The 21,734-nt window shown below is 35.6% G+C and carries 18 protein-coding genes and 1 tRNA gene; 7 read left to right on the forward strand and 12 right to left on the reverse strand.

Annotated elements, in window-relative coordinates:
• Positions 1-30 precede the first annotated feature (30 nt).
• The 5 genes from PYW30_RS09220 to PYW30_RS09240 all read left to right on the forward strand — a co-directional run bounded on the left by PYW30_RS09220 (position 31) and on the right by PYW30_RS09240 (position 5,075).
• Entirely contained in the window at positions 31-873 is an 843-nt protein-coding gene (locus PYW30_RS09220) for an ABC transporter ATP-binding protein (RefSeq protein WP_042218551.1), read from the forward strand.
• Positions 866-2,368 (forward strand): ABC transporter permease/substrate-binding protein, encoded by a 1,503-nt coding sequence (locus PYW30_RS09225; RefSeq protein ID WP_042218553.1) that lies wholly within the window; start codon positions 866-868, stop codon positions 2,366-2,368. The genes PYW30_RS09220 and PYW30_RS09225 overlap by 8 nt, the downstream gene beginning before the upstream one ends.
• A 96-nt stretch (positions 2,369-2,464) precedes the next feature.
• Positions 2,465-3,733 (forward strand): BaiN/RdsA family NAD(P)/FAD-dependent oxidoreductase, encoded by a 1,269-nt coding sequence (locus PYW30_RS09230; protein WP_042218555.1) that lies wholly within the window; start codon positions 2,465-2,467, stop codon positions 3,731-3,733.
• Between the two features lie 83 nt (positions 3,734-3,816).
• Positions 3,817-3,902 (forward strand) — tRNA-Leu (locus tag PYW30_RS09235).
• Positions 3,903-4,034: 132 nt separating this feature from the next.
• The gene (locus PYW30_RS09240; RefSeq protein WP_042218557.1) at positions 4,035-5,075 is read left to right on the forward strand and encodes a YdcF family protein; all 1,041 of its coding nucleotides are present in this window, start codon (positions 4,035-4,037) and stop codon (positions 5,073-5,075) included.
• Between the two features lie 50 nt (positions 5,076-5,125).
• Here PYW30_RS09240 and PYW30_RS09245 read toward each other — a convergent pair whose 3' ends face one another.
• The 6 genes from PYW30_RS09245 to PYW30_RS09270 all read right to left on the reverse strand — a co-directional run bounded on the left by PYW30_RS09245 (position 5,126) and on the right by PYW30_RS09270 (position 11,647).
• Positions 5,126-5,911 (reverse strand): TraX family protein, encoded by a 786-nt coding sequence (locus PYW30_RS09245; RefSeq protein WP_255204101.1) that lies wholly within the window; start codon positions 5,909-5,911, stop codon positions 5,126-5,128.
• Positions 5,912-6,137: 226 nt separating this feature from the next.
• Entirely contained in the window at positions 6,138-7,307 is a 1,170-nt protein-coding gene (locus PYW30_RS09250) for a class I SAM-dependent rRNA methyltransferase (RefSeq protein WP_042218561.1), read from the reverse strand.
• A gap of 47 nt (positions 7,308-7,354) precedes the next feature.
• A complete protein-coding gene (locus PYW30_RS09255) occupies positions 7,355-8,551 on the reverse strand; it encodes a phosphoglycerate kinase (protein WP_014025460.1) in 1,197 nt (398 codons plus the stop codon).
• Between the two features lie 92 nt (positions 8,552-8,643).
• A complete protein-coding gene (locus PYW30_RS09260) occupies positions 8,644-9,129 on the reverse strand; it encodes a hypothetical protein (RefSeq protein ID WP_042218563.1) in 486 nt (161 codons plus the stop codon).
• 389 nt (positions 9,130-9,518) lie between these two features.
• Positions 9,519-10,844: a family 4 glycosyl hydrolase gene (locus tag PYW30_RS09265; protein ID WP_042218565.1), complete on the reverse strand. Its 1,326-nt coding sequence runs from the start codon at positions 10,842-10,844 to the stop codon at positions 9,519-9,521.
• 20 nt (positions 10,845-10,864) lie between these two features.
• Complete coding sequence (locus tag PYW30_RS09270) at positions 10,865-11,647, reverse strand: carbohydrate deacetylase (protein WP_042218567.1); 783 nt, start codon at positions 11,645-11,647, stop codon at positions 10,865-10,867.
• Positions 11,648-11,786: 139 nt separating this feature from the next.
• On the opposite strand from PYW30_RS09270, the gene PYW30_RS09275 reads away from it, so the two are divergent.
• The gene (locus PYW30_RS09275) at positions 11,787-12,506 is read left to right on the forward strand and encodes a MurR/RpiR family transcriptional regulator (protein ID WP_042218569.1); all 720 of its coding nucleotides are present in this window, start codon (positions 11,787-11,789) and stop codon (positions 12,504-12,506) included.
• A 46-nt stretch (positions 12,507-12,552) separates the two neighbouring features.
• Here PYW30_RS09275 and PYW30_RS09280 read toward each other — a convergent pair whose 3' ends face one another.
• Both PYW30_RS09280 and PYW30_RS09285 read right to left on the reverse strand, forming a co-directional pair.
• Positions 12,553-13,944, reverse strand: coding sequence for a glycoside hydrolase family 16 protein (locus PYW30_RS09280; RefSeq protein ID WP_052370180.1), 1,392 nt, complete (start codon positions 13,942-13,944; stop codon positions 12,553-12,555).
• Positions 13,945-13,977: 33 nt separating this feature from the next.
• Positions 13,978-16,017: a glucose PTS transporter subunit IIA gene (locus PYW30_RS09285; RefSeq protein WP_042218571.1), complete on the reverse strand. Its 2,040-nt coding sequence runs from the start codon at positions 16,015-16,017 to the stop codon at positions 13,978-13,980.
• 1,006 nt (positions 16,018-17,023) lie between these two features.
• Between PYW30_RS09285 and PYW30_RS09290 the strand changes: the two genes are divergently transcribed.
• A complete protein-coding gene (locus PYW30_RS09290; protein ID WP_042219674.1) occupies positions 17,024-17,227 on the forward strand; it encodes a hypothetical protein in 204 nt (67 codons plus the stop codon).
• 87 nt (positions 17,228-17,314) lie between these two features.
• On the opposite strand, the gene PYW30_RS09295 is transcribed toward PYW30_RS09290, so the two are convergent.
• Genes PYW30_RS09295 through PYW30_RS09310 form a run of 4 tightly spaced genes read right to left on the reverse strand, consistent with a single transcriptional unit; the run spans position 17,315 to position 21,730 of the window.
• A complete protein-coding gene (locus tag PYW30_RS09295; protein ID WP_042219675.1) occupies positions 17,315-17,644 on the reverse strand; it encodes a hypothetical protein in 330 nt (109 codons plus the stop codon).
• 46 nt (positions 17,645-17,690) lie between these two features.
• Entirely contained in the window at positions 17,691-18,272 is a 582-nt protein-coding gene (locus PYW30_RS09300) for a 4'-phosphopantetheinyl transferase family protein (protein ID WP_052370195.1), read from the reverse strand.
• Positions 18,259-19,470: a glycosyltransferase gene (locus tag PYW30_RS09305; protein WP_042219677.1), complete on the reverse strand. Its 1,212-nt coding sequence runs from the start codon at positions 19,468-19,470 to the stop codon at positions 18,259-18,261. The genes PYW30_RS09300 and PYW30_RS09305 overlap by 14 nt, the downstream gene beginning before the upstream one ends.
• Positions 19,471-19,528: 58 nt before the next feature.
• Entirely contained in the window at positions 19,529-21,730 is a 2,202-nt protein-coding gene (locus PYW30_RS09310; protein WP_042219708.1) for a beta-ketoacyl-[acyl-carrier-protein] synthase family protein, read from the reverse strand.
• Positions 21,731-21,734: the final 4 nt, after the last annotated feature.

Genomic DNA, 21,734 nt, shown 5'->3' on the forward strand with positions numbered 1-21,734 from the left:
AACTGAAAGATAAAATGTTAAAATGACACTATGACTATTACATTTAAAAATGTCACTAAAAAATACGGAGACAAAGCCGTACTTTCAGATATCAACTTCTCCATTGAAAGTCATGAGTTTTTTGTACTCGCAGGATCTTCTGGTGGCGGAAAAACAACATTACTCAAGATGATTAACCGGCTCATCGAACCCAATGAAGGGCAGGTTCTCATTGATGATCAAGATATTCAAACGATTAATTTAAGAGACTTGCGTCTTCAAATAGGATATGTTCTCCAGCAAATTGCGCTCTTTCCTAACATGACCGTTTTAGAAAATATTGGTCTCATCCCGACGATGAAAGGTTGGAGTAAAAAAGAAACCCGTGCACGTGTACTCGAACTCCTTCCTTTAGTTGGTCTAGATGCTGAAAAGTACCTTAACCGCTATCCTCACGAACTTTCTGGGGGTGAAGCACAGCGGATTGGTATTTTGCGTGCTATTGCCTGCAAGCCAAAGATTATTTTAATGGACGAACCCTTCTCCGCTCTGGATCCTATCTCTCGTAAACAGCTACAGGAACTGGTCAAAGATTTGCAGAAAACCTTGAAAATCACAACAGTTTTTGTTACCCACGATATGTCTGAAGGAATGGCGATGGCTGACCGTATCGCGATTCTCAAAGATGGGGAACTGCAGCAGGTGGGCCGTCCCCAAGAAATTTTAAATGCCCCAGCAAATACTTTTGTGGCCGACTTCTTCACGGACTATCAGCAAGATTTGTCTCAATATAAGTTAAAAAATCTTGAACAAGCTCTTGCGACACATACTTTTTCGGAAGAAACGCCTTTGACAGAAATCTTAAATAGTCTGGAGGACGATGCCCATGAATAATTTGATTGCTACCTTTCAACAGCAAGAGCACCAGTTTTGGACCGCTCTTCTAGAGCATATCCAAATTTCCTTGGTTTCTCTTTTTATCGCTATTCTAATCGCACTTCCTCTTGCCTTACTTTTAAGACGTTATCCCAAAATTGCTGAGCCTGTCCTGCAACTTACTGGAATTTTCCAAACGATTCCAAGTTTGGCCTTGCTTGGATTATTGATTCCTTTCATTGGGATCGGTTCGTTGCCAGCTATTGTCGCATTAGTTGTCTATGCCCTTTTTCCTATTATTCAAAATACCTACACCGGACTTCAACAAATTGATCCGTCCTTAATTGAAGCAGCAACTGCTTTTGGAATGAATCGGCGAGAGCGCTTGATGAAGTTTGAGCTGATACTTGCTTTGCCCTTTATTATGGCTGGTATTCGTACAAGTGCTGTCATGATTATTGGGACAGCAACTTTAGCTGCACTTATTGGAGCAGGTGGGCTCGGAAATTTCATTCTCTTAGGCATTAACTCCAATGATGTTAACCTTATCCTGATTGGAGCGATTTCTTCTGCCTTATTGGCCGTTATTTTCTCAACCTTACTCCGCTTCTTGGAAAAAGCAAAAATTCGTACCATTCTGATTAGCTTCTTTGCTGGTCTTTTACTCTTATTGGGTTCATATTATCACCCTCAATCCAATGCTCATCCACAGATTACCGTTGCTGGAAAGCTCGGAGCTGAGCCGACACTTTTGATAAATATGTACAAGGAAGTCATTGAAAAGAACAGTGACATCGAAGTCACTCTCAAGTCCAACTTTGGAGACACCACCTTCCTTTACAATGCTTTAAAATCCAATAAAATTGATATCTATCCTGAATTTTCTGGAACAGTCTTAACGACATTCTTGAAAAAAACCACAACCTCCACCGATCCAAAAAAAGTTTACGAAGAAGCACGCGCAGGCATAGCTAAGCTTGATAACTTTGCCTATCTTACACCTATGGAGTTTCAGGATACATATGCTTTAGCTGTGAAAAATAGCTACGCCCAGAAACATCACCTTAAAAATATTTCTGATCTCCAGGGGCTGCCTTCAGTTAAAGCTGGCTTTGACTTAGAATTCGCACACCGCCAAGATGGCTATATTGGTATTCAAAGTTTATATGGGCTAAATTTTGACGTGAAGACAATGCAAACAAGTTTGATCTATAATGCCTTGAACAGTGATAGCATTGATTTAGCCCAAGTTTACTCCACAGACAGTCAAATCAAACAGTATGAACTTACTGTACTGAATGATGATAAAAATCTTTTCCCACCTTATCAAGCAGCTCCTTTGATGAATAAAGACCTCCTTAAGAAGTATCCCCAATTGGAGCAAATTTTAAACCGACTTTCAGGAAAAATTACCAATCAGGAAATGATTGACATGAATTACGCCGTCAATGTTGAGCAAAAAGATCCCGCTGCCGTGGCACATGACTTTTTAGTGAAACACAGTTTGATTTAAAGGCTAAGCTTAAGAACTCTTACATAAGGGTTCTTTTTATATATTTCCTAAGCGAGCGCAAGAAATCAGCACCTGAAACTATGCTATAATGAAGTTATGAAAAAATATGATGTAATCGTTGTTGGGGCTGGACCTTCGGGTATGATGGCTGCTATAGCTACTGCAGAAAATGGTGCCCAGACAGCTTTAATTGATAAGAACAAAAAGGTAGGAAAAAAACTGTTGATGACGGGGGGCGGACGCTGTAACGTTACCAACAGCCATTCGGTAGACGACATTATCACTCATGTCCCTGGAAATGGGCGCTTCTTGCACAGTGCTTTTGCTCAATTTTCGAACTTAGATATTATTGACTTCTTTGAAAAAAATGGCATTCCGCTCAAGGAGGAAGACCATGGGCGGATGTTCCCAGTAACCGATAAATCTCGAACCATTATTGAGGGACTTTTCAGTAAAATAGAAGAACTTCAGGTGGACTATTTCCCAAACTCTGCCGTAACTGAACTCAATATAGAACATGGCGCTATTACTGGACTTGAAACAGAAACAGAGAGCTTCACAGCCTCTTGTGTTGTCTTATCTACTGGCGGCCGCGCCTATCCATCGACAGGTTCTACTGGTGACGGTTATAAACTAACACGAAGTGCTGGACATACCATTACAACCCTTTATCCGACAGAGTCCCCCTTAATTTCTTCTGAAACATTTATTAATGAGAAAACTTTACAAGGTATTTCTCTTCGAGATATCCGCTTAAGTGTACTTAATGCTAAAGGAAAAATCATCATTGAACACCAAATGGATATGCTCTTTACGCACTTTGGCCTCAGTGGTCCTGCAGCACTTCGCTGTTCTAGCTTTATCAACCAAGAGCTGGCTAAAGGCGCAGAAAGCGTTACTGTACAGCTGGACAGTTTCCCCGACATATCTGCGGCACAGCTCTTAAATGATTTGAAAAATACTGCACGTGACAATGGAAAGGCTGTTAAAAATGCTTTTGCAGCGCTCACGCAGGAACGTTACTTACTTTTCTTACTGGATAAAGTCCAAATCGATGCGGATATGCCTGCAAAACAATTGACCGAAAAACAATTAGAGAAATTTTCTCATATCCTTAAAGCATTTCCAATCCAAATCGATAAAACTTTTCCGATTGAGAAATCTTTCGTTACTGGTGGAGGCGTTCAGCTTAAAGAAATTAATCCAAAGACAATGGAAAGTAAATTAACGCCTGGCCTATATATGACAGGGGAATTGCTTGATATTAACGGTTATACTGGAGGCTATAATATTACTTGTGCTTTTGTGACAGGTCATGTAGCAGGTACCCATGCTGCAGAAATGGCCTCTTATATGAAATACTGAACATACTTTATAAAAACATCTAAAAATCAAGTTCATTCTTGCATTCTGTCTCGTGAAATGGTATTATATTAAAGTACCAATTCGCGGAAGTGGCGGAATTGGCAGACGCGCAGGATTAAGGATCCTGTGGCCTATCTTGGCTGTGCGGGTTCAAGTCCCGCCTTCCGCATCGCAAAAACACCGGTTATTTACCGGTGTTTTTTATGTTTCTTATTTCAAACAACTGCCTCCTCAGTAATACAAAATACTGGTTTACCGAGACGCAAACATGATATACTGATTTTAACTATTGGAGGACTTTATGCTTTATCTACTCTTTTTTCTCACTGTTTCTGGGATAGGCTATTTGCTGATCAAATTTAAAGACCGCAGTATCTTTGGCGGCTTGCTTTTTGCTGCAGGTTTGATACTCTCATTTTTCACCCTTTTAATTCTTGGACTCGTCTTCCTTGATAAGACCTCCTCTCATGGTTCAATGCTTGCTTTAGCAATTTTTTATTTGCTTATCCCTCTCATCTTTTTAGCTGTATGCATCTATCTCATTTTAAATTCTCAAACGATGCGTACTAAAGAAGGAAAAAGCTTAACTGCAAAGCTCTCCGCTGCCATGGGCCTAAACTTAATCATCAGTTTTCCACTTTTTGTCTTCTTAATTACAGGCGTATTCAAGCTCCCACTCTTTCTGAATATCATTTTGTTATTTATCCTCTTACTTGATCTAATACTGTCTTTTATTTTTATTGCCTATCTCTTTTATTCTTGGATGTACCAAATGCTGCCGCTCAAAAAACATATTGACTATATTATTGTATTGGGATCTGGTATTTCTAGTGAGGATGTTCCTCCTCTTCTAAAAAGCCGTTTGGACAAAGGAATTGAATATTTCTATAAAAATCCGAATGCGAAATTTGTCGTGAGTGGTGGTCAAGGTGCTGATGAGCCTGTTTCTGAAGCTTATGCTATGCGTAAATACCTCCTCTCCCAGCATATTCCTGAAGACATGATTATTCTAGAAGATCAATCAACCACAACTTATGAAAACATGCTCTTTTCAAAACAGCTTATCGAAGAAGATTGGCTCACAAGATGTGAGGCTGAACATCCAAAGCCAAGTATTATCTTTTCAACCAATAACTACCATGTGCTCCGTGCACGTTTATATGCCCGTAGAGTGCATCTCAAGGCTGAAGGGGTTGGTGCACCCACTGCACTTTATTTCTTGCCCACAGCGCTTATACGTGAATATATAGCTCTCTTATCACACAATAAAATATGGGTTATGGGACTCATCGGTTTTGTTTTCTTGATTTTATTGTATAGCTTTTTTGATTTTATTATATAACTTTTTGCCAATATAAAAACACACGGTGAATGAATGACCGTGTGTTTTTGTTATACTACACCAACCAAGGCATAGCGTAAGATGTAAAGAATAAGCAAATGCGCGGGATAAAAATAATAGAATAGATCTCTTTGCCACTGGGCTCCGCTGCCGCCGCGTTGCCCATTGTAGAGGTAAATAAAAGGTAAAACAGTAATAATCATAAATTCATTTGAAAAACTGAGCACCTGATAAAGCGTACCTACTGCACTGCCTGTAAAATAGCCCACCAAACTCCAGGTGAGCAAAAGAAGACTAAAAGTAATAATTCCCGCTGAAATTTTTGCCCATCTTCCTCGGAAAAAATAGAAAATGAGGACCAATACAAGCTCATATGGGCCACCCTCACTCAACAAGATAAAGGGCAAAAGTAATACAATGACTAAGCTGTAAGAAAAATACTTAAGCTTCGTCCCTTGATTTTTACGCATAATATCAATTGCCCAGATGAAAGCAAATAAGAGTGCCAGAGTCATAAAAATATTATGACCAGCAAGAAGTAAAAATATATCAAATTTCCCATATGGATCCTCAAAACTGCTCCTTGTCAGCAAGTTGAAGCTAATATTGATGGCATACATCAATAGACCACTACCTAAAAGCCTTAAAAAATATTTTTTTCGACTTCTTGTATAATGAAAGCCTTCGACCATCATAAAGACAAATAGGGGCGCGACAAATCTCCCTAAAAATCCTATCCAAGTAGGTAAGCCCAAGTAGCTCCCAAGATAAGTGTTCACATGGTCAATAACCATAAATATTATACCTATGATTTTTAAATCATAGCTAGAAAAAATTTTTTTTCATACGCTGTTCTCCTTTATTCGTAAAACAGATTTTCTAGAAGAAACCAGCCTAGCTAAAGAGATTTAAGAGGCAAGAGAGCTGCTTCTATTAAGTCGGCTTTTTTTAGAAAAACTGATACCTTTTTATTATAAAGGAGGAATTGTACATTCACTCTTACATTTCAGTAATTTATGACCTATTAAAAAACTGTTGGAGCAACTTTCCAACAGTTTTTTCTTATTTTGTTATTTGAATAAATAAGACTTTCAAATAATCACCTTCTGGGAAAGAGGAAGCCACCTTGAAGTCGGCCGGCAAATGCTCTTCCTGAAAAATCTCAAATTTAACATTTTTATTTTTAAGGGCCTGTTCCACCATTTTACGGAATTTCTCACGGCTGACATTAGCAGCATTTGTGGAGGCAATCAAAAGTCCTTCTTTATTTAAAATATCGATTGATTCTTGAACGAGTTCCCCATAATTTTTCGCGACCGAAAAAGTCTTCTTCTTGTTACGGGCAAAGCTTGGTGGATCTAAAACAATGACATCGTAACTCAACTCTTTTTTCTTGGCATAATTAAAATAACCAAAAACATCCATAACATAGATGCGCTGACTCTCAGGATCAATACCATTCATTGTAAATTGTTCTCGCGTTTTATCTAAAGAACGTTTGGCCAAATCCACTGAGGTTGTCTGGCTTGCTCCTCCAAACGCTGCTGCAACCGAAAAAGCGCCTGTATAACTAAACATATTTAAAAGAGTCTTACCGACCACTAAACCACTCGCTAAAGTACCACGAACTTCTTTCTGATCTAAGAAAATCCCTGTCATCAACCCTTCATTCATATATGTTGCATAGGTCACTCCATTTTCCATAACAGCCAATGGTTCTGGAGCAATTTTTCCCCCTATATGTCGCGTTTCAAAACTTAATCCCTCAAAACGAATTTTTTCATAAATTCCTTTGATTTCAGGATAAACAGATTGAAAAGCAGCTATAATATCTGTACTTTGCGTATAGATAAAAGGATTGTACCAGCTAAAAACAGCATACTCAGCATAATAATCAACAGTCACCCCTCCTAATCCATCTCCTTCACCATTAAAAATCCGGAAGGCTGTGGTGAGATCATCTTGGAAAAAAGAAAGTCGTGCGCGCTTAGCTTCTTCAAACTTCTCTTCATAGAAGCTCTGGTTTATAGCCTCTGGAATTTGACTTAAAAGCCAACCGGCACCTTTATTTTGCTTCGATAAATAGCCTCTTCCTAAAAAATTTTCTTTTTCATCAACAAAGTCAATAAACCCATCTTCCTGTGGAGTAGACTTTAAATCTTCGGCAACAATTAAGGGGAAAGCGCGGCGAAGCTTAAGTGCGGCCTGCTTTTTTACTGTGATTTTCTTCATAACATTATTGTATCAAAAAAACAGACCATGGTCTGTTTTTTATTGCATTATTTTTCTGTAAGAGCATCAAGTCCTGGAAGAACTTTACCTTCGAGAAGTTCCATAGAAGCACCACCACCTGTAGAGATCCATGAGAATTTATCTGCACGGCCAAGGTTGATTGCTGCAGCTGCTGAGTCACCACCACCGATGATTGATTTCACACCTGGTTGAGCAATGATAGCATCCATAACACCAATAGTACCTGCTTGGAAATCAGGGTTTTCAAAGACACCCATAGGACCGTTCCAAACAACTGTTTTAGCGCCTTCAAGTTCTTTAGCAAAACGTTCCACTGATTTAGGACCTGCATCAAGACCAAGGAAACCTGCATCAACTGCTTCACCTTCAGTATCTTTTACTTCAGTGTAGCCAGCAAAAGCATTTGCTTCTTTTGAGTCTACTGGCAAGATAAGTTTACCGTCTGCTTTTTCAAGCAATTCTTTTGCCAAGTCAAGTTTATCTTCTTCAACTAAAGAGTCACCGATTTCGATACCTTGTGCTTTGAAGAATGTGTAGGCCATACCACCACCGATGATAACTTTGTCTGCTTTACCAAGCAAGTTTTCAATAACACCGATTTTATCTGAAACTTTTGAACCACCAAGAATCGCTACGAATGGACGAACTGGGTTTTCAACAGCTTCTTGGATGTAAGCAATTTCGTTTTCAAGCAAGAAACCAGCTACTGCTTTATCCACGTTAGCAGAAATACCTACGTTTGAAGCGTGTGCACGGTGAGCAGTACCAAATGCATCATTTACGAAGATACCGTCTCCGAGTGAAGCCCAGTATTTACCAAGTTCAGGATCATTTTTAGATTCTTTTTTACCATCAACATCTTCAAAACGAGTGTTTTCAACAAGCAAGATATCGCCATCTTTTAATTCAGCAATAGCAGCTTCCAATTCAGCACCACGTGTAGTACCTGGGAAGACAACTTCTTTGCCCAATTTTTCACCCAAAGCTGCTGCTACTGGAGCAAGAGATTTACCAGCTTTGTCTGCTTCTTCTTTAACACGACCAAGGTGAGAAAAGAGAATTGCGCGTCCGCCTTGTTCAAGTACATACTTGATTGTTGGAAGAGCTGCAGTAATACGGTTATCATTAGTAATTACACCATCTTTAAGTGGGACATTGAAGTCCACACGAATAAGAACTTTTTTACCTTTAAGATCTACATCTTTAACAGTCAATTTTGCCATTTTCTGGAAATCTCCTATAAATTTTTATTTAGTAATAAAGTAATTATATCACAATTTGGGTAAAACTTTCTCTCCAAGCATTATCAATAAACTCACTGCTGATCATATAATATATTCGTTATTTTTTCCTTCAAACGATACTTTTCCATACGGTGCAATTCATCGCCGGCGAGGTAACTTTTGAGGAGCCGTCGGTAGCGTAAATTTAAGTTTTCAAAAACTTCTTCAAGTAAACTTCCAGAAATCAGGATATGTTCTGGACTGGCTGCTTTCCCCTTTAGAGCATCAGAATATTCGTATATATCTACGCCAGTCCCGCAATCAAAACCCCTTTTAAAAGCCCGCTCCCTTCTTTTAATATCAATAAGTCTCTGCTTATAGCGCACCTTAAAATGGCAAAATAAGTTCCTTTGCGTCACACCATCTCCCAGCAAATCGTATAATACCAAACGCCCTTCCTGCTGATAGTCATCAAACGTCCAAAAATTTATCGGAATCAAACGACTGTTCTTCCACACAATATGTTGGACAGAATGAAAAATTTCTTCCAGCTGCTCCATATCTAAATTATGCTCCATCCTAATATTTTTTTCTCCCCTCTAGAATAACTTCCAACTTACCGTAATTTATTTTATTCCCTCCTTTTGTGATATGCCTTACTCCTATATAGTAGAATATCATAGCTTAAGCTAAATACAATTATCAAATTATTTTTTAAATTTCTAAAACATAATCGAAAATATGGACATTTTTTAAGTTCCAGAATATAAATTGACATTTTATCAAAAAAAATAGAATATAGGCACTTATCTTTTCATCTTAGAGTAATAAATAACGATTCTCTGATATTTAACAAAAATAATTTATTTGCCATTTAAAAACAAAAACAGCAACTTCATCTCTAAAATTACTGTTTTTATATATAGATCTTCTTACTATAATTGAACGGAAATATTTGATAATATAATTATTTCCACTCACCCCAATACTCTTTATTCGCTTCATAAAGTTCATCTAAAACTTTTTTACCCGTAGTATAGTCAGGAATCGTTTTATTGAGCATTGTTGCTTCAAGCGCTGCTTGATAAGAATGAGTCAATGCTGCTTCTACTGTCTTTTGCTCATATGCTTTTTGCATTTCCATCAGTCCTTTTTGGAAAGCCGGAATTTTCCCAATATTAATCGGTTCTGCTCCGCTACTTCCAACATAGGCAGGTACTTCTACCACAGCTTCTGGATCAAAATTTGAAATTGCACCATGATTTTTTTGATTTACAACAAAACGCTCCCTCGTGTTATGAATAATCGCATAAGCAATATCTACGATATAGTTTCCATGTACACCTGCATGAAGTTCTGAATCTTTTGCACTTCCTGCCGCAATTACACGTTCACATTCTTCATAAATCCGTTTTTCTCTTCCCTGCATGACATAATCACCACGAGTGAAGTTCGCATCGAGATGTTCCATCGCTTCATCAGGTGTCAAATAATACTGAAGGTAACAATTCGGGAAATATTCTGGGAAGCGGTTAAACAAACTGATCATTTGCTTATAAGTTTCAACCCAATATTCATCCCCCACAGTTTCTTCATTTGACATGAGAAATGTATCAATTTTTCCTGAAAGTACATCTTCTCTCAATTGTGGCAATAAATCTACACCATTTTCATCAATGATGTTTGTCCACCAGCCAAAATGATTCAAACCAAAGTATTTAAAAGTTAAATCACGATGCTCTTTACCAAAGTATTTTGCAATCGCCCCTTCAATAGAGATAGGCATGTCACAGATACAAAGCACTTTTGCTTCTGGAAATTCTTGATAAATTGCTTCAGAAAGAATAGCTTCTGGATTAGTATAGTTCAAAATCCAAGCATCCGGACAAAGTTCTTTCACTTTTTTTATGATTTCTAATACTGCAGGAATTACACGCATGGCAAAAGAAAATCCTCCTAAACCACATGTTTCTTGTCCAATAACTCCATTTTGAATACAGATTTTTTCATCAATAGATCTCTGATAATTTAAACCTGGACGAATTTGCATAAATAGAAAATCTGCTCCTGTTAATGCCTCATCTATATCTGTAGTATAGGAGACATTAACTTTCGAGCCTGTTTCCTTATAGTACATTTCTGTGTATTGTCCTAAGAGTTGTGCTCGTTTTTCATCAATATCATAGAGTACTAAATCTGTGAGATTTAATTCTGAAGAACGTTGACGTAGTACTTCGAGTATTCCAGGAGATTGAGTAGATCCTCCCCCAACCATTACAAATTTGTTTCCCATTATTCTATTTTCTCCTTATTTTATAAATTTCCATAATGGATAATTTCAAGATTTTTAGCTTCAATAAGTGACTTGACTTGAGGTGCAGTCAAAAGTTCGACTTCTCTTATTCTTTGAACATTAAAGGATGAGCCGAAATATAGAGCTTCATCCACGAATGCGGGATGAACCATAAGCTCCGTTATATCTTCTGTCACTCCTTCTAGTACCCTTTGAATTTCTTCTAAGCATTGGTTTTGAGCTTTCAAATATGGAATGTCCATATTGCGAATAGCTGAATAATTCATTAAATCCGCAAAACCTCGGATATCTTTTTGATAATTCAGGTCAACTCGCTCCTCTAAACCAAATGCATTCCGAAATGTGAGCTTGTATTTTTCAGAAATACGTTTGACAATTGACTCGTTACCTTCAAATGTGTGCACATGATGATGACTATCCAAATGAGTCAAAGGTACGCCTTGATTCAATAAATAGTCAATTTGTGTACACCACTCTTTAAAAATTTCTTCATCATTGATTTCATTGCGCTTTTGATGATATTCTTGTAACAAATGAAATTTTCCATCTTCTCCTTTGAGTGTTGTCCCTTGGGTCATCGGTGCGCCACAGGTCAATACTAAGTGTGCTCCAACACCTAATCCCGGATAATCTTTAGCGAGTTTAATCGCTTCATCACAGCCTGGCATATTCGCCATTAAAGTCGTAGAGGATAAAACACCCTCACGAAACGCTTTGATTATTCCTTGATTGACTCCTGAGGAGTATCCAAAATCATCCGCATTGATAATTATTTTTTTCAAATATTTTCCTCTTTCTCTCGTTTTGTTTTTTCTTACAAATGCAGTATACTATATCTAAGTAAGCGTTCGCAATAGATTTATAGCACTTTGCATATGCTTTCAATAACTGAAAATATTTTCAAAAAATAAAGGAAAAGTTATGACAAAAATATATCATCTTGATCGTCTCCTACCAAATAACTCATTTCGTCCAGAAGATGAGAAACTCATTGAGAGCATTATCACAGCAATCCAGAAAAAGGAAAGTTTAGACATCAGAGATATCGCTCAAAAAAATTTCTTTTCTCCTTCTTCAATTAGTCGTTTGGCCAAAAGAGGAGGGTTTAATAATTATAAGGAAATGATTTTTTTCTTGTCTAAAGAATTCTCAGTTCAAAATCTGGAAAAAATTGAAGCTCTTCCCTATGCATTTTGTCAAGAGTCTTCAGATGAAATAGCTTCTATTTTTAGCACAGCTTTTACGGACAAAAAAATCTATCTCTATGGTGAAGGCTTCTGCCAATTTTTAGTAAGTTACACTTATCGTAAATTGCTTCTAAAAAAAGTTTACGCCATCGATTTAGAAGGAGTAGAAATCAGTTTAGTCTCAAATGGTAGGCCCTATACTCTTTTTATTTTTTCACAGTCTGGTGAAAATAAGCGTGGCTTGATTAAAATTCAAGAATGTAAGTCTTCAGGTGGAAAAGTCGTTGTTTTCACAGCCTCCAAAAATAGCAGTTTCACAAGACAAGCAGACCTTTCCTTCATTGTGGAAACAGGATCAAATAAAATTGAGCCTGAAAATCAAGAATTAAATTATTTCTACGGCAACTGTTTAAATTTAATAGAATGGCTTATTCATCAATATGCAAAAGATTAATAAAAGCCCCTCTTTACTTTAAGTGTAAAGATGGGGCTTTTTCAAATTATTCTATTAACCATTGACTAGACCAAGCCGTTTCTTGTAAATCACTGACTTCTAAATAGCCTAAATTGTGCTCAGTATTAATGACTTGTGTGGGTTTCCATCGATTAACGAGACGCACATACCCATCAATAGAAATTTTTTTCCATTGCTCACTATAATAAGTTTCTGGAACTTTTCCGTGCTCTACATAACCTGTCTGGTTTTCATTATGGAGTAATTCCCCTGTTTCAGCATTTTTAATAACATAATATTTCCCTTTAGGAATGAGTTGCCATTTTTCGTTTAAACCATTTTCATTGCTCAAAACTACTTTGTCCGACTCAGAATTTAAAGAAATGAATTCCCCCGTTTGTCTATTTTTCAAATCTTGCTTTGGAATATCATATCCTGAATCTTTTTTGTATACATGAACATAATCCACTGCCCACTCTTTTGGAAAAACGTCATTATGTTTGCCCGAGCCTGCATCAGTATAAATATTAAGAATCATTCCCATTGGATAATCCGGTGATTCATTTATTGTTCTGAATAGCTGTCCATCAAAATAAAACTTTAAAGAGCCTGGTTCCCAATCCACTGCATAGGTATGGTATTCATTCATCAAACTGTCCACCCCTACTGCACCAGGAACAACTGCTTCCGCACCTCCTTGTGTCGCCGTAGTGCTGTCTGTCCAAGAAGTTGAGAAAAACGGATCATTCCAACCAAAGGTCGCAACTTGCCAAATTCCTTTTTGGCGATTTTCTTCAGTAATTCCTTTTGTTCCTACAGGACGTTGGACATTTGCACTATAATCAAAGAATGTTTCGATAATATCAATCTCGCCCGTCTGCTTTGAATTGAACCAATCGTTAGTGTCATTTTGCATTCCGACCAACCACCATGCTTGGTGGCCTCCTCCTCCTGCATTAGAGAGCTTGGCTCGAATTTCAAAATAGCCATAAGTCGTCGCATAACCTCCAGTTTGTGCATCTCCAAGCATCTCCTCGCTGGCTGGAATAGGTGACATTAATTTCTGAGAGCCGCTAAAATTATGTATCCAATTTTTATTGAACGATTGAATGGCACTTGACTTCACGCCGTTCGTACCATAGCCATAATTATCTTTATCTAGAGTAGGTGCCCATGGTTTTTGATTGATATCAATATACTCTTTCAAAACACCATCCTCAATGCGATAATTCGCTTTAGCATCCTCTTTATTGTCTGCCCAATGTGACAAATAAGAATCCGTCCATTTTGTTTTATCTAAGGTGGGTCCATCAAAGTCATCCTGAAAATCAATGTGATACCCTGGCTTTTCTGGTATCTTGCTTTCTCCATGAACATTTTGTACTCCAAAAGAAGCAATGCCTAGTGCTGCGCCTGCCAATAAAATTTTCTTTTTCATACACGAATCTCCTGTCCGTTGTATCCTTGAATATTAAACTGAGAAAATAGGGGAAGTAAATCCTAAAGTCTCTGGATCGTTAACAATCTGACCTTGCTCACTCTCCATAGCAACAATAATAACCATATCCTCCTTTCCTGCAGATTTTATTTCTTCAGTATCCATTTTTGCAAGAAAATCACCATGCTTTATTGATTGTCCTTCTTGTACTTTTATTGTAAAAGGTTTTCCTTGCAAATCTACAGTATCAATTCCCATATGAATAAGAATTTGATGTCCTTCTCTCGTTTCGATTCCAATTGCATGCTTTGTCGGGAAAATATTGGTAATGACACCATCCACAGGTGAATATACTTCTCCATTATGGTTTTTAACCGCAAACCCATCTCCCAATGCTTTACCTGAGAACACTTCATCCGGAACTTGCTCCATTGGAAGAATATTGCCTTTCGCTGGAGAATAGAGTTCTAGATTACTTTTCTTCTGTTGAGAGATATTTGAATGTATTGTTAGGTCCTGTTTCAGTGTACTTGGCAAGTTTAGTTTCCCTGATTTCAAGTTTTCAATATAATTCTCTAAATCTTCTCGTAGCGTCTCAACTCCTATTCCAATGATAATTTGAATATGTTTTTGTTTATCAACTACACCTGATGAAGGGAAGGTTTTCAATAAATTAATATCAACTTTACTTGCATCTTTAACATCACAACGCAAACGTGTGTAACAATTATAAACTTCTACAATGTTTGAAACCCCACCAAGGCCTTGAACAAGTATCGCTAAACCAGCTTCTTTTTCTTTCGCCACCATTGTGTTTTCGTCATCATTTTCAAGCATTGCCTCACGGCCAATGGTTGGTAAATTCAATTTAAGAATAACTGTTTTAAATGCAAAATACTCAATAATCCCCAGTCCCAAAGCAATTGGGAGAATCCAATATTGATGCCCTAAATTTAATGGAACAAATAATGAAGGTATTGTTTCTGGAATACTCCCAATCATTACTTTCAATCCCAAAATATCAGAGAAGAAATAACCTAGCCCAAACACGACTGCATGAATTACCCAAAGTACCGGAGCCGTAAATAAGAACAAAAATTCAATTGGTTCAGTTACACCAGCCAAAGCAGCAACAATAACTGTTGGGAAAACAATTGCTTTAACCTTTGCTTTATTTTCAGGGCGTGCAGTTTTAATAAAGGCAAGGGAAATCGCTAGTGGAAGTGCCAATGGACCAAAATTAGTTAAGAATCCAATTGCGGGATTCATTTGCGTCACCGAACCAATATCCCCAAGTTGTGCCAACCAAATGTTATAGGCGCCACTCACTGCTTGACCAGCAATTTCTGCAGTACCACCTACGGGAGTATAAAGCATTGGCATCCATAAGAGGTGATGCATGCCCACAGGTAACAGCATTCGATTAAGAAAACCATAACCAAAGAACCCAAAGGGGCCAGATTTAGCCATTCCATCTACCAAGAAATTAATTCCTGAATTTATCATAGGCCAAATATAAGTAATAATAATAGCTAGAAAAATTGTCACAAAGAGAGTCAAAACAAAGGCAAACTTCGTTCCCTCATAAGGCGCTAAATATTTGTGGAACTTAACATTACCAAAACGATTAAGCATAAATCCTACAAGGCAACCTAAAATAATGCCTAAAAAGACTCCCATATCATTGACTTGAATTCCTAGAACTGTATTTTGTCCTGTTCCAAACAACCCCATTTCGCCTTCTTTTGCCAAACGATTTGTAAGCGTCAGCCAAGCATTATTCGCAAATAGAAATATCATGAATGTACTCACCGCAGTGATTGCGGCATCTGTTTTCTTTTTAGCGAGTGCAGTTGCAATGCCCACACAGAAAATGATCGATAATGAGCCTATTACTCCACTCGTAATAATACCAAAGAAGAAATCTCCAATAGTTTTAAACAAACCTGGCATAAACTCCATTTTCATTATGGCAGCGATTGAGATAATTAACCCCGAAACTGCCATAAACATCACAGGTTGAATAATCGCTCGTGCAAATGTTTGCGTTGCTTTCTGAAATGATTCTTTCATAATAACTCCTTAATGTTATTTTTATTTTCAATCATAGTTTACAAGATTGCAAACGCTTACGCAATAGACCAGAGGGTTTTATATTCTATTTTCAATTTCTGAAAATATTTGCAACTTTTGAAAATTACATTATCTAACTGTTCATACTCCCTAAAAAAAAGAAGATTTAAAGGAAGTTGCTGGAAAACACAAGAAGCTTATATTTTCAGTAACTTCAATTTTATTAGGATGGTTTTTTTATATATTATAATTTGATATTTTATACACTCAGGACTAATTTTTGAACAAAAAAAAGGCAACTTCATAAGAAATCGCTGTTTTTTTGAGGCTTACTTCTTCTCATCAAATGTAGAATGTTCCATATATCCAATCTTTTTAAGTTTCAAACGAAACTCGAACCCATTTGCACTTTCTGATCAAATCGGAGACCCTATCATCTCCCAACTTACCCCTTTTCCAAATATAGCTTCAAATTTCTCAGAATCGGGATTAGATGCTTAGCATACAAAAACTTTTATGAACTATCCAAAGGTTTTGTTATTGTTTTTTCATATCCCAATAAAGATATTTTTTACCCATATTATAGTACCAACGATATCATTTTAATCGGTGATAACGATACAATTAAACCTAAAATAAAAATAGTCACGTTTACAGTTTCGCAAGACAACAAAAAAAGCAAGAATCGCTAAACTCTTGCTATCACTGATGCCGAGGACCGGTTTCGAACCGGTACGAAGGTTACCCTTCGCAGGATTTTAAGTTTCAAATTTAGCGATTTTTATAGCTTTCTAAAAGTTTAAAACGCTCTACAATCACATTTAACAGCACTTCTATTTTTGTACATTTGCTTAAAACTCTGGTTTTTGGTCAAACTTTGGGAAAGTCATATATTCCTTGGAAGGTATATAATAAATTAGACACGAAGTTAAGAGAATTCGTGAAAGGTTTATTATGGCACGTCCAAAATACACAAGTCGTGGACTCAAAATGAAATAAAAGCGGATTGAAACTTGTCCAAAAGCTGATGCATGAGCAAGAATTAAAATCAGTTGTAAATAAGAAATTCAAAGCTGCTAAAAGTCAGTCAAATAATATTTCAAGAGACAAACTCATAGTTAATGAACCTAGTCACGTCAACCAAGTTCAGGGATTAAAGTATTTAACACCCTATGAATTTGAAAATAAACAGAAAATTATAGCCGCTTAGGCATAAAGGAAATTTACTTATTCTGCTGTCTAATTTCTTGACTTAATGTCAATACTTTTTTATTTTTCTGTATAGATATTTACTTTACTATGACATATACCTAAATAAAAATAAAGGAGTACCATACATTACTATTTGATTTGATTTAACAAATATCGCCTCTACTACTATATTCTTTTCCGCATAGATATTATTAAAAATTTTCAGACATAAAATACTCATTAATAATTCGTTGCTTTTAAACTTCTTCCCACATTGAAAATCTTGACCAAGATTAACATGACCAACAAGTGCACTTAAAACAATATAAGCTCCAGCAATATTAGTCTCTTTACAAATTATTGATACAATATTGTCAACAATAGACAATTCCACTTCTTTGCGTAAGTTCTCATTAATAAATAGTTTCTTAGACATTTTCTTTCCCTTTATATTTTTTCAGAAACTACTTTATTCTTTGATATTAAATAAAAGGTTTTGTTGAAATTTCTGTAAAAGTTCCATTTAAAGTATCGACTTGGTAATATAGTATATTTTCAGTGTTTACAGAGCATATACCAATGACTAGATCATTTACCTTAGTATAGCTCATATTTAAGTCACAACTATTTGAACATTTTATAATTGCCTCTCTCTTCAACCATTTTTGATAAAACATTTTCTTTCTATCTTCTAGCATTAAGTGTTTATTAGATCCGATAAATTTATCATAAGTTTGTTCCTTCCTATCTATATATATTTCTGCATCTAATCCAATAGAAAGTGATGCTATACCTAAAACATAGTAATTACCCGAATGAGATAGGCTTATGAAAAAAGGAAGATTCCTAAATTTATGAACGGAAGTGAAAAAAGACTGAGAAGAAATTTGTTCAGAAAGTCCCTTCATTTTTAGAATTCCATAAACAAAATGACTTCCAACAACCAATTTTCTCTTTGTTGATTTACGACTTGCTTCTTCAAAACGTTTTAAACGTTCACCTGATAAACAATTTTCTAAAGAATTAGTTTTATCTTCAAAAATATATATTTCAATTTCTTTCATTGAGAAAACTCTCTACCTCGATAAGTATATTATTTAATGAACGAGAGGACTCCCTTACTATTTCATATCTAATTTCTTCAATAGAATTAGCATAGGATTGAAGAGACTTATAAAAGTTGAAAACAGAAGATTGAATCTCTTCTAAGTTTGATTCTTTATTCAGAAAAGCACATGCTCCTAGTTTACTAAATTTTTTTATATTCCACATTTGTTCATTAAACATGGGAACACCTATAAAAGGTATCCCTTGTTCAGCCATTGCATAAACAGTTCCTTGCCCCCCATGTATAATAGCGAAATGTATCTTATCTTTCAGATTTTTAAAGTCAATGAGATTTACAAACTCCACATCCTTATCTTTAAAATTATATTTTTCACCAAAGGTTGTTAAGATATAAGGGAAATCATTCGGTAATTTTTCTACAAACTTTTGAACCCAATTTGGGTCAGAAGACGTTCCAAAACTTAAGAGTACTTTCTTTCTCTGCACCTTGAGTATAGGTAACTTCTCAATCTTTTTATTAGGTTTAAAGATTATGGGACCGACCACTTTTAACGAGGATTTTTTTATGTCATAGAATTTACTATAATCAGATATTAAATTTAAATCACCAGTAAAAAGCTCCAAAGCATTTTTCATTGTTTCAGAATTATGATTTTTTAAGTATCGATTCCAAGTTTCTACATTTTTAGAATAATTATTAATTAATTTTTTTAATGTATTTTTTACTTTTTCTGTCTGATACTTTGTCTTTTTATGATATGGTATGACACCTTGAATATTATCAACAATCTCATCAATTTGTATAGCACCTGATAAAATCCAAACCAAAGGTATTTTTTCTATTTTACAACTTATTACAATGCTTAATCTATAGCCTGTAAAAACCGCATCAAAGATATTTTTCTGAAGGAAAGCACGTTCTGCATTACAAATTACAGAAATTTCTTCATCAGACAAGAAGTTAAAATCAGTATCAAAAGAAAAAAACTTCCGATATCGTGTCTTATCGTATATATTTTTATCTTCTTTAAGGCTATGAAATATATATTTTGAATTTTTAAATAGAAAAGAGTAATAAACTTCTCCTAATATATGAATCTCATAGCCAGATTTGAAAAAATAATCAGCAATTTGTGACATGCGTTGACTTTCTCCTAAATTCATCATAAAGGGTGCAAATAAAAACTTTTTCAATAATGTACCTCCTCGTAATAAGAAATGGTGTATAAAATAAGATAGTGCTAAATTTATATTATTTCCGAATAATCATAAATGATACTCCTCCAAAATGAGAATACGAAAGAATGATATAATATCCTGGAGAAAACGAGGAATCATTCAAAAGAAAAGGGATCTCCTCTCCAGCACCATCTGAAGAAAATCCTAAATCATATTTACATACGTTAATGTTTAATAGGCTATCTAAAGACTCAAAAATTTCATATTCTACGGCAGAAGTTTTTTTATTACCATTCCATACGACTTCTCTTATATCTCCCAATTCAAGTCCTATATCTGTAATTTTATCTTTTATAGCAGAGATTATTTTATTTCCAATATATTTTGGAGAATTACTTTTATTATCGTATTTTATTTGTTCGGAACAAATAATTTTGTGAGTATTTGCTTCATCATGTGATGATAAAATCATAGCTTGACAATAATCTGCAGCAACAAATGTATCACCATCATATCCTAAAGTTTCCCAAGCCAGAAGAGATAAGTCAGTCCATTGAGTCGCAGACACAAGTACAATATATTCTAAGCCTTCATTTTTCATAAGCTCTCTAGAATATATTTCTCCATCAATAAACCCAACATTTGAAGAAATAACAGAAACTGGTCCTTTAATCCCAAAAAGAATAGAAAGCATACCAGCCGCTGCATTCATAACAGTAAATGGAAACTTTGCTGCCGACACTTTATTATATCCATCTCTTTGAATTTGATTTTCAATATCTTCCACCACTTCAATAGGTCCTGTAGTCGTACTAAAAAGTATACCTATTTTGCTAGAATCGATTTTTTTTATATTTAAACCACTTCGATCAATTGCTACTGCTACAGTATTTGCTATCATTTTTGAAAAACGATCCATTTTCCTGAACTGAGCTGGATTTAATCTTGAGGATTTTGTTTTATCAATATATCTTAACCCTTCTATTTTAGAAAAATCTGCCGTAATTATTTCGTACATTTCCTTCTTATCACTAGAATTTTCTATTGTAGATGCGAAAGACAAAACATTTGGTTGAACAGATTCCTGAACTTTATACGTTTCTTCAGAAACAGTATCTCTGGCTAAAAGTATGCCGCTATTATTTCCTCCAAAAGCAAAAGACAGATTCAAAGCATAGTCTATTTCTTTTTCAATACTGTCTCTCATGACAAAACGGTTACTATTTTCTTGAAAATCTACTTTTGTAGCAGGTATCTTATTTTCTTGAATAGCTAAAATACAGTTTATTATCTCAAGTATCCCAGCTGCGCCAAGTGCATGCCCTGTACTTCCTTTTGTACTACTTATCTTGGTAGATTCTGGAAAAATTTTATCAAACATTGATTTTTCCATATTATCATTTGCTTTGGTCCCAGTACCATGCCCATTAATATAATCTATTTTATTTAGAGGTACTACTGACTGAAAAGATATATTTTCTGCAACACGAATTGCACCTTCCCCCGTGGACTTAGGAGCTGTGATATGATAACCATCAGAAGTTATTGATCCAGCTAGTATCTTCCCAAAACCTCTCGGTCTATCTCTTTCTAAAACAACAAATCCTGCACCTTCACCTAAACTAATTCCTTTACCAGTAGAGTATGGCTGACAAGCAGATTCTTTATTAATTGCTCCAAGTGAGCTAAATCCAGCTAAAGAAATATCACTCAATTCATCACACCCACCACATATAGCTATATCACATTTATTATCTTGTAAAAGCTGCATTCCCAGAATAACAGCATTGTTACTTGCTGAACATGCTGTAGAAATAACATAATAACTTGCATCATTAAAACCATAGTGTTGAATGAGTTGATCGGCTATATTATGAAGTTGTCTCTCTTCAAATACATGTTTCGGTATAGTATAATTTCCTTTTTTAAATTGATAGAAGGCGGCTTGACCAGGTATTTTACCTCCTAGTGATGTCCCTAAGCAAATTGCAATTCTCGTATGCTTTATATCTTTATTAAAATTAGCAGATTGAATGGCCTCGTCAAAAGCAGAAAAAGCCATTTTAAAATTTTTAGATTGTTTTTGATATTTTTCTGGTATATCTGAAATGTTAGATACCTGTCCAACAAACGCTTGTAACTCATGCTTCCCATTGGTAAATCTTTTTCTATTTATGGTATGTTTTTTAGAAAACAAATTCCTTTTATGTTCTTCTAAGTTAAATCCAAGAGATGATATTACTCCAACTCCTGTAATATTTATATTTGTTTTCATTTCT

The organism is Lactococcus garvieae subsp. garvieae (genome assembly GCF_029024465.1).
GTDB classification, from domain to species: domain Bacteria; phylum Bacillota; class Bacilli; order Lactobacillales; family Streptococcaceae; genus Lactococcus; species Lactococcus garvieae.

Coding starts and splice junctions, on each gene's coding strand:
- PYW30_RS09250 (WP_042218561.1), bottom strand. CDS start 7,307: ATGAAGAAAATCACAGTAAAAAAGCAGGCCGCACTTAAGCTTCGCCGC.
- PYW30_RS09260 (WP_042218563.1), bottom strand. CDS start 9,129: ATGGAGCATAATTTAGATATGGAGCAGCTGGAAGAAATTTTTCATTCT.
- PYW30_RS09240 (WP_042218557.1), top strand. CDS start 4,035: ATGCTTTATCTACTCTTTTTTCTCACTGTTTCTGGGATAGGCTATTTG.
- PYW30_RS09225 (WP_042218553.1), top strand. CDS start 866: ATGAATAATTTGATTGCTACCTTTCAACAGCAAGAGCACCAGTTTTGG.
- PYW30_RS09230 (WP_042218555.1), top strand. CDS start 2,465: ATGAAAAAATATGATGTAATCGTTGTTGGGGCTGGACCTTCGGGTATG.
- PYW30_RS09295 (WP_042219675.1), bottom strand. CDS start 17,644: ATGTCTAAGAAACTATTTATTAATGAGAACTTACGCAAAGAAGTGGAA.
- PYW30_RS09285 (WP_042218571.1), bottom strand. CDS start 16,017: ATGAAAGAATCATTTCAGAAAGCAACGCAAACATTTGCACGAGCGATT.
- PYW30_RS09300 (WP_052370195.1), bottom strand. CDS start 18,272: ATGAAAGAAATTGAAATATATATTTTTGAAGATAAAACTAATTCTTTA.
- PYW30_RS09265 (WP_042218565.1), bottom strand. CDS start 10,844: ATGGGAAACAAATTTGTAATGGTTGGGGGAGGATCTACTCAATCTCCT.
- PYW30_RS09220 (WP_042218551.1), top strand. CDS start 31: ATGACTATTACATTTAAAAATGTCACTAAAAAATACGGAGACAAAGCC.
- PYW30_RS09275 (WP_042218569.1), top strand. CDS start 11,787: ATGACAAAAATATATCATCTTGATCGTCTCCTACCAAATAACTCATTT.
- PYW30_RS09255 (WP_014025460.1), bottom strand. CDS start 8,551: ATGGCAAAATTGACTGTTAAAGATGTAGATCTTAAAGGTAAAAAAGTT.
- PYW30_RS09280 (WP_052370180.1), bottom strand. CDS start 13,944: ATGAAAAAGAAAATTTTATTGGCAGGCGCAGCACTAGGCATTGCTTCT.
- PYW30_RS09310 (WP_042219708.1), bottom strand. CDS start 21,730: ATGAAAACAAATATAAATATTACAGGAGTTGGAGTAATATCATCTCTT.